Below are 12,644 nucleotides of genomic sequence, written 5' to 3' on the forward strand. Positions count from 1 at the left end.
AACTAGAAACTACCACAATCAAGATAATAAAATTAAGGAATAATCTCCGCAGACAGAATAACGACAGGCTTAACCGGTACATTCTGATATGGACCAACGTTTCCCGTTTTGACTTGAGAGATTTTATCCACAACATCCATGCCTTTTACGACCTTACCAAATACTGCATAACCAAAGTCACGCTGACCGTGATCAAGGAAAGCATTATCCGCTACATTAATAAAGAATTGGCTGGTAGCACTGTCTTTATCGGCGGTACGTGCCATAGAGATAGTTCCGCGTAAATTACGCAGCCCATTATCTGCCTCATTTTTAATAGCGGCTTTAGTCGCTTTCTGCTGCAAATCTTTGGTAAAACCGCCACCCTGCACCATAAATCCAGGGATTACCCGATGGAAGATTGTATTGTTGTAATAACCCTCATTGACGTATTCAATAAAGTTTTTCGTTGTAATTGGTGCTTTCTGGTCATTTAATTCCAGTTCAATATTACCCTCCGTTGTGGTCAGCTTCACATGGGTTTCTCCCACAGCCAAAGCCAGAGGCGCCATTGCGCTCAGAGAACATGCAGTTACAAGTGCTACTAAAATACGTTTAAACATTCTGGGTTCCTATATTATTAAGGTCAACAACACAAATTAAATCAATTCTAATAATCTCTTCAACATCGTGCTCAATATTTACCTACATTTACGCTATCAATCGACGGGGGCTTTAAAGAAAAATTTATCCTTTCAATAATAGGTTAGATTTTATTTCACAAACCGGGTCATCATCGGTAACAAAATAGCAAGCTCGGTTCAACCCATCAGAAATATGTCATTATTTTTAATCCTGTCAACCAACAGTGGCTATCGGTATAATCTCCTTTGCCATATATTCAGTGCATTTCTCAGGGAGATAATCATTTTGACCATCAAAAACCACAACTATCATATGACCCGTTTTATCACGAGTGCACCTGATATTCGCCATCTGCCTCAAGATATGGGCATTGAAGTCGCGTTTGCCGGTCGCTCAAATGCAGGTAAATCTAGCGCTCTGAATGCTCTGACAAAACAGAAAAGCCTCGCCCGTACCAGCAAAACCCCTGGCCGAACTCAACTCATCAATCTATTCGAAGTAAAAGAAGGTATTCGCCTAGTTGACTTACCGGGTTATGGCTATGCCGAAGTGCCGGAAGAGATGAAACGCAAATGGCAAAAAGCATTGGGTGAATATCTGCAAAAACGTGAATGCCTGATCGGACTGGTCGTACTAATGGATATCCGTCACCCATTGAAAGATCTTGATCAGCAGATGATCCAATGGGCAGTTGCAATGCAGGTACCGGTTATGGTGTTGTTGACTAAAGCCGACAAATTGGCGTCTGGCGCCCGTAAAAGTCAACTGAATAAAGTTCGTGACGTCCTACTGGCGCTTAATGGGGATATTCAAGTGGAATATTTCTCGACCCCGAAAAAAATCGGTATCGATAAACTACAACAAAAACTGGATATATGGTTCAGCCAGAAAGCCGTTCAAGTTGAAAACCACAGTTAATCCATCCTTTCTTTATACACTTACGTGTTAAATTCAGTTGAAAAAAATGCCCCAGTCAAAATTGACTGGGGCAGCTAATATTCAGCTAAATCCGATTACGTGAAGTAAAAGGTCTGAAAGATAGAACATCTTACCTCTGTACCCTACGCCAATAACTCTACCCTATTTTATTTCTTAGAAAAAGCCTTTTTGTAATTTATTTTCAGAAATTACCTCGATTCAGCCGGTAATTTTGTTCATTTTGACGCCATTAAATGTAGTTTAATTACATATTTATGCGATCTGGATCTAATATGCATTACATGGACAACAAATCAGTACTAATGAGTACAAAAAATATTACATTAGTTATGTTGACTTTACAGCAATACATAAACTTAAAACCGTCCAGTAACCTTTTCACATTACACTTATCTACCTCTCTACCTCTCTACCTCTCTACCTCTAGGCCAGTAATATTGCTAAATGGAAAAACAAAAATTGCTCTGTTTCATCCACAACTGAAACCATTTTTTAATGTCATCACTGAGATAGTAAACAAAAAAATGTAAAATTCTTATTACAAGAATACATATCCAAACAACTATATGAATAACTACCCCTTTCATTCTGCAATTGTTCAGCTACAAGATATAGGTTGAAGAAGGAGAAGCCATAAGCATAAAGACCAAAATTGAAATTGGATCACATAGAACCACAGACATTCCGAGATAATATCAGTGTAAAAACATGTAAGGATGATTCAAAAAGAAGAAATTTATATGATTTATCTGCTTCTTAGCTGATATGCAAAAAAGTTATTCTTAACGATGAATTCTAAATTTATGCGGGAGTAGGAATGATGATTTACATAAATATTATTTAAATGAAGAAACTAACATAACGTTAAAACAAAAAAGTCTAATTTAGAAACAACCGTTATATCTTCCAAGCCGGAAGACTAGGGAAACACGAAGAATCAGAATATAACTTGATTTTTTTCAAAAACTTAAATAAATACCAAACATAATATCACAGCTCATGAGAGCTTTATTTTGCAAAAATATATAAGCCATATAATCATCTGATAGCTTTTTCCTATTACACTTTTTTGCATTAATACATTAATATTTTTTAATTAAAGTAGTCATCTAACTTACCCACAAGGGATAGGTTTCACTGCACAAACTCCCTATGGGCAAAGGTAAATCCGATACGACCTTATCAGGAGAGTAATATGAACCAACATGATAACTCATCACCGAACACAAGTAATGATAATAACTCTTCTTTAGGAAGATATGCATTTGAAGATAATTGGAAAAAATATTCATCGAAAAACAATAACAGCTCTATTGTATCTACTAGCATCCTAGCAACTGCCATGCTATTGAAAAATGGCAATGTCATCGCCTGGGGGGATATAATGTCTGGCGGCTATGTTCCGCCTGAAATTGCTCAACTACGGGATATCGTCAGCCTGAGTTCAACCCTTTATGCTTTCGCAGCGCTACGGACGGACCGTAGCGTAGTTGTCTGGGGAAATAAGGGTTTCGGTGGCCTGATCCCACCCGAAATTGCCCAACTAAAAGATATTGTCAGCCTGAGTTCAACAACTTTTGCTTTCGCCGCGCTACGGGCAGACCGTAGCGTAGTTGCTTGGGGACGTGATGAGTACGGCGGTCAGATACCACCCGAAATTGCCCAACTAAAAGATATCGTCAGCCTGAGTTCAACAGGGGAGGCATTTGCAGCGCTGCGGGCTGACCGTAGTATGGTTGCTTGGGGAAATGATAGGTACGGCGGTCAGATACCACCCGAAATTGCCCAACTAAAAGATATCGTCAGCCTAAGTTCAATTCTTGAGTATTTTGCAGCGCTACGGGCAGACCGTAGCGTGGTTATTTGGGGAGGAGCAGGTTACAGACCAATTCCCGAAGTTACCCAACTAAAAGATATCACCAGCCTGAGTTCAACAGGGCAGACATTTGCAGCGCTACGGGCGGACCGTAGCGTGGCTGTTTGGGGAAATATAATTCCACCAGAAATTGCTAAGCTGAACGATATTGTCAGTCTAAGTTCAACAAATCAAGCATTCGCGGCGCTACGAGCAGATCGTAGCGTGGTTACTTGGGGAATTCCGGATCATAATGTCCGTATCCCACCCGATATTGCCCAACTACAGGATATTGTCAGCTTGAGTTCAACCGTCTATGCTTTCGCAGCTTTGCGGGCGAATCGTAGCATAGTTTTCTGGGAAGATTCGAATAAAGATAAGCAATTACGAATTCCATACGAGATTTCCCAATTACAAGATATCGTCAGCCTGAGTTCAACCCTTTATGCTTTCGCAGCGCTGCGAGCAAACGGTAGTGTAGTCGCCTGGGGACCCGGACAATATGGTGGTTATGTTCCCCCCGAGATCGAAAAGTTAAAAGATATTGTTAGTCTGGATTCAACAGCCACTGCTTTTTCAGCTTTGCGGGCGGACGGTCGGAGAGTCGGCTGGGGCGGTGGAGATCTTTTAGAACATGGAGAATATAACTAGCTGGCTATTAGACATTATTTTTTCATCGCAAATAAGAAAATCATTAATATTCCTAAACAAAATCGCTCCCTAGCTTAGCCCGTAAAGGTAATAGGTTTCACGACAACAAACTCCCTATGGGCAAAGGTAAATCCGATACGACCTTATCAGGAGAGTAATATGAACCAACCCAATAATTTCTCGCCAGATATAAATACTGACAATAGTTTTATTAAACAACACTGTAAATCTGCAAGATATAGTAATTACAGTAATAATGATCATTATAACTATATTGTCACCAATGATAGAGTAACCGCCATGTTATTACAAAATGGCAGTGTAACCGCTTGGGAAAACCCTTTTTCCTCGTGGGACGTGAACAACCTTGGCAGTCAAATCCCCCCTGAGATTATTGTATTGCGAGATATCATCAGCTTGAGTGCAACTAGCACTGCATTCGCCGCGCTACGGGCAAACCATAGCGTGGTTGCTTGGGGAGATGAAAATTATGGTGGTCAGATCCCACCAGAAATTGCCCAACTACAAGATATCGTCAACCTGAGTTCAACACGCGGAGCATTCGCAGCTCTGCGGGAAGACCACAGTGTGGTTTCCTGGGGAGATCTTTATTCAGGCGGACGCATGCCGTCCGATATTGCCAAATTGAAAGATATTATCAGCCTAGGTGCAACACAACTGACATTTATAGCCATACGGGAAAATGGCAAGAGAGTGGCTTGGGGAGGCGGTGACACCAGAGCACATGGTGACTATGATTAGCAGAACCATTAAACATTACCATTTATTGTGAACAGTTCAAAAAAGGCTGAGCCAAATACACAGCTCAGCCATCACTGTTAATTCAAAATATCAATGCGCCTGATCCCAATTGTCACCGATACCTACATCTACTTTCAATGGAACATCAAGCACCATACTCTTCTCCATCAATTCACGGATTTTCTGTTCTGCATTTTCAAGTTCTGATTCATGGACCTCAAATACCAGCTCATCGTGAACCTGCATAATCATACGAACTTTCGGTTCTTCACTGACAATCCAATCATCCACCGCAATCATGGCTTTTTTGATGATATCCGCCGCAGTTCCCTGCATTGGCGCGTTAATAGCTTCACGTTCTGCTGCCTTACGGCGCATGGCATTGCGAGATTTGATATCTGACAGATAAAGACGACGGCCATCCAGCGTTTCAACGTAACCCTGCCCTTCCGCTTGCTTACGAGTACGCTCCATATATGCCAATACCCCCGGATAGCGTTCAAAATAGAGATCCATATAGCGTTGAGCTTCACCGCGAGGAATACCCAACTGACGGGAAAGGCCAAATGCACTCATTCCATAGATCAAACCAAAGTTAATCGCTTTGGCACTACGGCGCTGCTCACTGGTTACCTGTTCCAGTGGCAAACCAAAGACTTCCGCCGCCGTTGCCCGGTGAATGTCTTGCCCCTCAGCAAAAGCCTTCAACAACCCTTGATCTTGAGATAAATGGGCCATTATCCGCAACTCAATCTGAGAATAGTCAGCGGCCATAATCCGGTAACTTTCAGGTGCCACAAATGCCTGACGAATGCGGCGGCCCTCTTCATTACGGACAGGAATATTTTGCAAATTAGGATCACGTGAAGAAAGACGCCCGGTTGCCGTTACCGCTTGGTGATAGGAAGTATGCACCCGTTTGGTCAGCGGATGGACCATCTGTGGTAATTTATCGGTGTAAGTGGATTTCAATTTTGCCAACCCACGATGCTCCAAAATCACTTTCGGCAACACATGATTATCCGCTAACTCTTCCAGCACTTCTTCATTCGTAGATGGAGCGCCGCCCGGCGTTTTCTTTACCACTGGCAATTGCAGTTTTTCAAACAATATCGCCTGTAACTGTTTTGGCGAAGCCAGATTGAAAACCTCACCTGCCAATTCATGTGCTTCTTTTTCCAACTCATCCAAACGGGCTGTGATCTCTTTTGAATGTTCAGCCAAAATATTCGCATCAATTAGCACACCTGTACGTTCCATACGGGAAAGCACCATGACCAGTGGCATTTCTGTATTCAGGAATACTTTTTCTAGCGTTGGCGCTTTCTCCAATTGCGGCCACATGGCCTGATGCAACAATAAAGTAACATCTGCATCTTCTGCGGCGTACATTGCGGCCTGTTCCACCGGGACTTGATTAAAAGTGAGCTGATTTTTACCTTTACCGGCAATCTCTTCAAAAGTCGTGGTCTTATGATTCAAATGGCGTTCAGCCAGGCTATCCATATCATGCCGACCCATGCCTGCAACGCTATTAAGTACGTAAGATTCCAGCATGGTATCGTAAGCAATGCCTTGCAGTTCAATGCCGTAACGCGCCAACACGCCACGATCAAACTTAATATTCTGACCAATTTTCAGCAGGTTACTATCTTCAAGCAGCGGTTTTAATGCAGCCAACACAACTTCTCTGTCAAGTTGTTCAGGCGCGCCCAGATAGTCATGGCCTAGAGGTAGATAAGCCGCATCGCCAGCAGAAATCGCAAATGACATTCCCACCAAATTAGCAGTCAAAGTGTCAAGGCTGTCAGTTTCAGTATCAAAAGCAAAAACCGGCGATTTTTTCAGTTTCTCAATCCACTCATCAAAGCTTTGCTGATTAAGAATAGTCTGATAATTATCAGAAGAGAGTGTAGCCGCAGCAGATTTATCTTCCGTCGGAGATGATTCACCATTGCCAGTGGATACCGGTTTTTTACCTTTCTCTGCCAGCCAATCGCCGTTTGCCACATCACTTAACCAACGTTTGAACTCATAACGGGAAAACAACTGATGCAGTTTCTCCGTATCAGGCTCTTTAACTGACAAAGCAACGCAGGTTTTATCCAACTCAACATCGGTTTTGATAGTTGCCAGTTGATAGGAGAGATAAGCGACATCTTTATGCTGCTCCATCTTATCCGCCAGCGTTTTCGCCCCACGGAAACTGAGCCCGGCAATTTTATCCAGATTGGCAAAGATATCATCCATGCCACCAATCCCTTGCAGTAACCCCAGTGCGGTTTTTTCTCCCACCCCAGGTACGCCAGGAATATTGTCAGAAGAGTCTCCCATCAATGCTAGAAAATCGATAATCAAATCTGGCGGAACACCATACTTTTCAACGACTTCTTCCGGTCCCAAGATGGTGTTATTCATGGTATTGATAAGCGTGATATTCGGCGTTACCAGTTGCGCCATATCTTTATCGCCAGTACTGATAAGTACCGCACGCCCCTCTTTTTCTGCCTGTAACGCCAAAGTCCCGATAACATCATCAGCTTCTACTCCTGGCACCACCAGCAATGGTAATCCCATAGCTTCGACCATCTGATGTAGCGGTTCTATCTGAGTACGCAGATCATCCGGCATAGGAGGACGATGAGACTTATACTCAGCGAACAATTCATCACGAAAAGTTTTGCCTTTAGCATCAAATACCACCGCTACATGGCTTGGTTTATACTGCATTATCAAGCTGCGTAGCATATTCAATACACCATACATGGCTCCGGTCGGCTCTCCTGCGCTATTCGTCAGCGGAGGGAAAGCATGATAAGCACGATAAAGGTATGAGGAGCCATCAACCAAAATCAGGGGATTGTCTGCTATCTGAGCCATAAATCTTCTTCATTATCTGTATTTATTACGGGTGTGATAAGGAACTAGGATGCCACAGCAAGAAGTAGGAAACGAATTTTATGTGAATTTTCTTTGCTGAAACCCGATTCAGATATTCACACTCTACTATAAATTCTGTGGATAACTTTGTGTATAGATATTACAAGTTTTATTTAGGTAGTGATCGTTGATAAAAAAAACTTATCAACCTCTGGTAAAAAATCAATGACTTATAATCTTAGTCATCAAACTGTCATATTGCCTTATAGATCACAGAGTTGTGGATATAACCAGAGTTTGTCTTACAAAAAAGTCTTTCTGACATGCAAGTCTTTCTGACACACATTGTGCCAAAGGTTCTCACTCCGGCACATGCTTACGTCATTCTATTTCAGCACCATCAACATTACTTCTGATTTAACAGGAAGTTAACCACGTCTGAATAGGATTTTGCATAGTTATCAGCAGAAGAGGCATCAATGCCGTCATTTTTCACCATATACTTGCCGTTAACAAACATTGCCGGTACACCTCGCAGTTGCAAATCCTGAGCGGCTTTTTGCTGCTTAACAACTAAGGATTTCACCACAAAACTACTCATGGCAGCATCATAATCCTCAGCCGTCACCCCAGCTTTGATAAAGGCATTGCGAATATCATTCGTAGTCTTAATAGCCAGTGTTTTCTGAATACCCTCAAACAGCACTGGAGTCACTTTGTCTTCAACCCCCATTGCCATTGCCGCAGCCCAGGCAGTAGTCAATTCTTTACCCAGTGGCCCTAAAAAATCCACATGATAACGGACAAGTTTTGTCCCTTCCGGTAAATGCTGTTTCACCGTCTGAGGAACTTTAAAAATCTCTTCAAACTGATAACAGTGGGGGCAATAGAAAGAGAAGAACTCTAACACCGGTGGTTGATCCGCCACCGGCGACTTCAATTCAGTATACTGTTTTCCTTCGGTAAAATTGGCGGCAGATGCGCTAAATGCCATCACCATTCCGACTAAAGCTAACCAAAACTTCTTCATAACTATCTCCATGATAAACATTAATACATCGGGTTAAGCTGCAAAGGTGGTTCCTGCAACAGCTTAATCTGTTCAGAAAAAAGTGACGTCTGTTTTAACCAAAAATCGGTATCTGTCATCCAAGGAAATGCTTTAGGGAAAGCAGGATCCTGCCAACGTCGGGTAACCCATGCTAAATAATAGACCATCCGCATGGCACGTAATGGCTCTATCAATGACAACGCCTTTGGATCAAAATCTGCAAATTCACTATAGGCTTCCAACAGTGTATCTAACTGCAATAGTTGTTCCTGACGGGAGCCATGAAGCAGCATCCATAAATCCTGAATTGCCGGACCGTTACGCGCATCATCAAGATCAACAAACCAAGCTTCGTCACGCCACAAGATATTACCCGGATGACAGTCACCATGAAGCCTCAATATTTGCCAATCATCGCGCCAATATGATGCTACGACATCTATCAAATCATCCAATACTGCCAAAAATTGCCTTTTCTGTCCCTCAGGAATCAACTCACATGCAGCCAAATCCTGTCGTGGTTGATGCAGATACTCATTTAACCCGATAGTTGGACGATAAGTGAATTTTTGCCGACGGCCAATCTGATGAATTCTCCCTAGCAAACGCCCTACATCTTCTAACTGAAAGAGATTATCGGATTCATACTGACGCCCCCCAATGCTTGGAAAAACGGCAAAAAAGAAATCCTTAAACGTCAGTAAAGTTTGCTTATTAAATACCAAAGGTGCCGCAACAGGTAAATCAGCCTGTTGTAACGCCAAAGCAAAATCGTGCTCTTCCTGAATCTGCTGCTGGTCCCAACGTAGTGGCCGGTAAAATTTCACAACATAACGTTTACGATCTTCATCCGTAAACTGATAAACACGGTTTTCATAACTGTTTAATTCTGTCAGCCCGGAATCGACATACAGCCCGGTCTGCACCAATGCATCCATAATCAAATCCGGCGTTAACTCCCGGAAATTAAAAGCAGACTGGTTTGTTAGCACATTCTATTCTCTTGATTAATCTGTAATAACGCCACGGCACGCAATAGCGCAGTTTGAAAATCCACTTGGTAATCCTTATTTCAGCCATTATCCAACACAGATAAACGACATTTCATACCGAATCCCTCACAAATAAAGCCTATACAAATTAACAGGGATGACCGCCTAGAGAAAGGATTGCTCTGTCAATAAGCGTAAAGATGACTCTTTTATCAGCAAGTTATCCCGTGCTCCTATTTTAAAAACACGTGGCTGAGCCCAAATAATCAAGCTAAAAGAGGTTATATTAGCGTTGATAACTACCTCAGTTGATAACTTGAACATTATGCAACCAAAAATAAGCGGAGTGATCCTTGCAGGAGGTCGCGCCACCCGTATGGGCGGCAATGATAAAGGGTTAATTTTTTTAAATAAAAAACCACTGTACCAACATATTGCGGATAGGCTACTTCCACAAGTAGATGAATTAATTATCAACGCCAACCGCAATCTGGATATTTACCGACAAAGTGGTTATCAAATTATTCCAGATTTAACGCCAGACTTCTTTGGCCCCCTTTCAGGAATGCTGACAGCCCTAAAATCAGCTAGTCACGACTGGGTTATGTTTGCTCCTTGTGATGTACCAAATCTCCCTACTGATTTGGTCACTCGCTTATGGCAAGGAAAACAGCAAGCATTAGCAACCTATGTAAATGATGGCAACCGGGCTCACCCTACCATCGCTTTACTACACCGCAGTCTTTTTCCTCAATTAGAAAATTATCTGGCTGATGGTGAGCGCAAATTGATACTGTTTATGCATAAGATCAAAGCGATAGCCGTTCAGTTTGATGACAATCCTACTGCCTTTACTAATCTGAACACACCGGAAGATTGCCAACATTGGGAGCATATACAGGAGATCAGAAAATGAGTACAAAACCGCTTCCGCTACTGGGTATAACAGCCTATAGCGGAACAGGAAAAACAACACTTCTCAAACACGTGATCCCACTATTACGTCAGAGGCAAATCCGGGTCGGTCTGATAAAACACACCCATCACGATATGGATGTGGATAAACCGGGCAAAGACAGTTATGAGCTGCGCAAAGCTGGCGCAGAGCAAACTCTGGTTGCCAACCAGCAACGCTGGGCATTAATGACGGAAACGCCAGATTTGCAGGAATTAGATTTGAACTATCTTGCCAGCCGTTTTGATCCAAATTCACTGGATCTGATTCTAGTGGAAGGTTTTAAAGATGAACCAATCAATAAGATCGTTCTATACCGCAAAATTCTTAACCACCGATTAAACGATCTGCTTGATCAACATGTGATTGCTGTTGCCAGTGATGAAAAATTGGAGACTATTTTGCCACAATTGAATATCAATCAGCCTGAACAGGTGGCTGATTTTATTGTCGAATGGCTGAAACTGGAGCGCTAAATAGTTGTACTTTTATTTGATCACGCCTTAACTATCGCTCCAGACACCAAACACCCTTTATGGAACGTTGCCTGACGGGCAGGTAAGCGTGCCACGGCCTCGGCAGAACAACTAGCTGTCACCAAGACAAATTCAGCCTTATCACCTACTCGCGGCCAAATACGCTGCCCTTGGTCATTAAGGGGCAACACACCGCCAGTAGCAATAGCCATAGAGCGGGAAAGGTGAAATTCATCTGAGCCGCGGTACAATTGTGCGTACAAATTCGCTTTTTCCAACATATCGCCGGTGCCAAACGGCGACCAGTGATCAATCACACTATCAGTACCGGTCATAATAAATACCCCTTTATCTCTGAGTTGCGGCAACGGCATCATTAAGCTACCGATCGGCACTGTAGAAGCAATCGTGATTTGCTGTTCCGCCAAGCGGGAAGCAGTCTCTGTTAGTTTCCCCTCATCCAATGTGGTCAGGGCAAAAGCGTGACTGATAGTGACTTTGCCCCGCAAAGCGGATGTTTTTTCCACTATATCAATCATGTAGTTGATAGCCGCAACACCTGCTGGACTTGTCTCATGCAGATGAATATCCACACCTGCGTTATTATCGAGAGCAATCTGGAACATGGTATCCAGTGATTTCTCCATCGCAGCATCTACATTAGTAGGATCTAGCCCACCAACATACTGTACCCCCATTTGCATCGCCTCACGCATCAGCCCCTCCACTTTAGAGTGCAGCAAACCGTGTTGAGGAAAAGCAACGATTTCACAACTGAAATCATCACGGTGATTATCTAATGCATACTGCAAATGCTCCAAACTCTTCAAACCACTAACCGGATCAATATTACAATGGCTACGGGCTACCGTACTGCCCTTCGATTGCAACAGAGCGATCAAACCCTCTGCTCGCTGCTGAGAGGTAGGCAACAGCTTGGGGATCAGAGTTTGTTCTTGAGCGATCATATCCATAATGGTTTTACCCTGGCGAGGTAACGGTGCCTGCCACGGACCACCGTAGAAAGTCTTATCTAGATGGATGTGCATATCACGAAAAGTAGGCAACAACAGTTGTCCCTGCGCTTGATAGCACGGCAAATGCGTATTTAGTAGCACACTCGCAGCATGGATTGCAGCGAGCCGACCATCTTTAATTTCCAATGTATATAATGCGGTATGCGTGCCAATCACAGTATCGCCATTATATTCAAACCCATCCTCCAATAGCACATCTCTCAGATAGTAATGGCTATCAGTAAGGGTAGTCTGCATCAATGATGTATTAGCGGCAGTGGTTGATGGTATAGCCTGTACGATCCCCCCGGTCAAGGAAACCGCTGCACAAGCGGTAGTGAATTTACCCGTTTGGCTAAGAAAAGCTCTTCGGCTTTGCTGTTGAGTTTTTTCCACATTTAAGTCCTTATTTGAATCCTCAAAAAAGCTCACTGAATGTGACT

The 12,644-nt window shown here is 42.9% G+C and carries 11 protein-coding genes; 5 read left to right on the forward strand and 6 right to left on the reverse strand.

Going from position 1 to position 12,644, the window contains the following annotated elements:
• Positions 1-32: 32 nt before the first annotated feature.
• Positions 33-602, reverse strand: coding sequence for a peptidylprolyl isomerase A (gene ppiA / locus C6H66_RS12820; RefSeq protein ID WP_036780232.1), 570 nt, complete (start codon positions 600-602; stop codon positions 33-35).
• Between the two features lie 307 nt (positions 603-909).
• Here ppiA and yihA point away from each other — a divergent pair, with 307 nt between their 5' ends.
• On the forward strand, positions 910-1,542 hold the full coding sequence (yihA, locus tag C6H66_RS12825) for a ribosome biogenesis GTP-binding protein YihA/YsxC (RefSeq protein WP_046395783.1): 633 nt from the start codon (positions 910-912) through the stop codon (positions 1,540-1,542).
• Positions 1,543-1,623: 81 nt separating this feature from the next.
• On the opposite strand, the gene spfP is transcribed toward yihA, so the two are convergent.
• Positions 1,624-1,671 carry a small protein SpfP gene (spfP, locus tag C6H66_RS27880; RefSeq protein ID WP_438361642.1) on the reverse strand — a complete coding sequence of 16 codons (48 nt, stop codon included), beginning with the start codon at positions 1,669-1,671 and terminating at the stop codon, positions 1,624-1,626.
• Positions 1,672-2,758: 1,087 nt separating this feature from the next.
• On the opposite strand from spfP, the gene C6H66_RS12830 reads away from it, so the two are divergent.
• Both C6H66_RS12830 and C6H66_RS12835 read left to right on the forward strand, forming a co-directional pair.
• Positions 2,759-4,069, forward strand: coding sequence for an RCC1 domain-containing protein (locus C6H66_RS12830; protein WP_105395797.1), 1,311 nt, complete (start codon positions 2,759-2,761; stop codon positions 4,067-4,069).
• Between the two features lie 159 nt (positions 4,070-4,228).
• Positions 4,229-4,831, forward strand: coding sequence for an RCC1 domain-containing protein (locus C6H66_RS12835; RefSeq protein WP_105395798.1), 603 nt, complete (start codon positions 4,229-4,231; stop codon positions 4,829-4,831).
• A gap of 90 nt (positions 4,832-4,921) precedes the next feature.
• On the opposite strand, the gene polA is transcribed toward C6H66_RS12835, so the two are convergent.
• The 3 genes from polA to C6H66_RS12850 all read right to left on the reverse strand — a co-directional run bounded on the left by polA (position 4,922) and on the right by C6H66_RS12850 (position 9,754).
• Positions 4,922-7,711, reverse strand: a complete 2,790-nt coding sequence (gene polA / locus C6H66_RS12840; RefSeq protein WP_105395799.1) for a DNA polymerase I — start codon at positions 7,709-7,711, stop codon at positions 4,922-4,924.
• Positions 7,712-8,117: 406 nt separating this feature from the next.
• Entirely contained in the window at positions 8,118-8,741 is a 624-nt protein-coding gene (gene dsbA, locus C6H66_RS12845) for a thiol:disulfide interchange protein DsbA (protein WP_040149055.1), read from the reverse strand.
• Positions 8,742-8,761: 20 nt separating this feature from the next.
• Positions 8,762-9,754, reverse strand: a complete 993-nt coding sequence (locus C6H66_RS12850; RefSeq protein WP_072165148.1) for a serine/threonine protein kinase — start codon at positions 9,752-9,754, stop codon at positions 8,762-8,764.
• Positions 9,755-10,079: 325 nt separating this feature from the next.
• Between C6H66_RS12850 and mobA the strand changes: the two genes are divergently transcribed.
• Both mobA and mobB read left to right on the forward strand, forming a co-directional pair.
• Positions 10,080-10,670 carry a molybdenum cofactor guanylyltransferase MobA gene (gene mobA / locus C6H66_RS12855; RefSeq protein ID WP_105395800.1) on the forward strand — a complete coding sequence of 197 codons (591 nt, stop codon included), beginning with the start codon at positions 10,080-10,082 and terminating at the stop codon, positions 10,668-10,670.
• Positions 10,667-11,185: a molybdopterin-guanine dinucleotide biosynthesis protein MobB gene (gene mobB, locus C6H66_RS12860; RefSeq protein WP_105395801.1), complete on the forward strand. Its 519-nt coding sequence runs from the start codon at positions 10,667-10,669 to the stop codon at positions 11,183-11,185. Before mobA ends, mobB begins: the two co-directional genes overlap by 4 nt.
• A gap of 20 nt (positions 11,186-11,205) precedes the next feature.
• Here the strand turns inward: mobB and C6H66_RS12865 are convergent, their stop codons facing one another.
• Positions 11,206-12,597: an amidohydrolase family protein gene (locus tag C6H66_RS12865; RefSeq protein WP_105395809.1), complete on the reverse strand. Its 1,392-nt coding sequence runs from the start codon at positions 12,595-12,597 to the stop codon at positions 11,206-11,208.
• Positions 12,598-12,644: the final 47 nt, after the last annotated feature.

The sequence above is a fragment of the Photorhabdus hindustanensis genome, assembly GCF_002968995.1.
In the GTDB taxonomy this organism is placed as follows: Bacteria; Pseudomonadota; Gammaproteobacteria; order Enterobacterales; family Enterobacteriaceae; genus Photorhabdus; species Photorhabdus akhurstii.